Raw genomic sequence first — 1,091 nt, 5'->3', positions numbered from 1 at the left:
CCACCCTCATAATCCGGCGTCGGCAGCCCTTTCCTGTCTACCTTACCTGTAGCCGTCAACGGCATACTCTCCAGCTCCATAAGCACACTCGGCACCATGAAATCAGGAAGTAAATGTAGCAAGGCTCCTTTAATATCCACTGCATTACCCGGCTCAGCATTTACCCAGTAACCAACCAAACCCTCCTCGCCTGCCGGGCTCTTGTGTACCGTCACCGCCGCCGCCGATACACTCGGTAAACTCTGCAGTGCTATTTCTACTTCACTAAGCTCTATCCTTATACCGCGCACTTTCACTTGATGGTCTTTACGGCCCACATACTCAAGCTCACCATCACCAACCCAGCGCACTAAGTCTCCTGTACGATAAACCCGCTCGGTTATGGTTGGATGGGTCGTAATAAATTGCAATGACGTTAGTTCGGGACGACCAAGATACCCTCTCGCAAGCCCCCTTCCACCTACATACAGCTCCCCCACCATTCCTGGAGCAACTAATTCACCAGCTTGGCCCAATACATATAAACAGGTATTGCTTAATGGACGGCCAATCAACACTCTCTCTCCAGCTTGTACGCCTTCCAGCCAATGCCCTGTTACATCTGCACCTACTTCACTTGAACCATACAGGTTCAATAGTCTTACTTTTGGTAGAGCCTCCATTGCCTTGTTCGCAAGCTCTGTTGTCAGTACTTCACCGCTCGATATCAAAAGCTTTAAGCTCGTCATTTGATTCAATGTCCCTGTCTCTAATAATAAAGACAGCATTGAAGGCACTAAGGTAAGACGCGTTACTTGGTATTGCTCAATAAGCTCACCTAAACTCGCCATTGACAATAGCGTGTCTTTACTTACAACGACCAACGGTGTGCCATAATTCAAAGCTTGGAAAACCTCGGCAACATGATCTACAAATCCCATGGCCGTCTTTTGGCACAACACATCATCACTGGTAATCGGCTTTTCCGCTTCCAGCCAAGCTAACCTGTTAACCACACTAATATGCGGTGCTTCAACCCCCTTAGGCTGCCCCGTAGAGCCCGAGGTGTAAATCACATACGCCAAGTCTGACGCTACATGCCCTGCCACTGT

General features: G+C 48.9%; 1 protein-coding gene. It reads right to left on the bottom strand.

What is annotated here, in order from left to right:
- The coding region (locus K1M91_RS21185; protein ID WP_232804246.1) for an amino acid adenylation domain-containing protein at positions 1-1,091 on the bottom strand (1,091 nt) is incomplete at both ends.

The sequence above is a fragment of the Motilimonas sp. E26 genome (assembly GCF_021278025.1).
Classification (GTDB): Bacteria; Pseudomonadota; Gammaproteobacteria; order Enterobacterales; family CBDFNC01; genus Motilimonas.
This window is presented reverse-complemented; position numbering and strand designations above follow the sequence as displayed.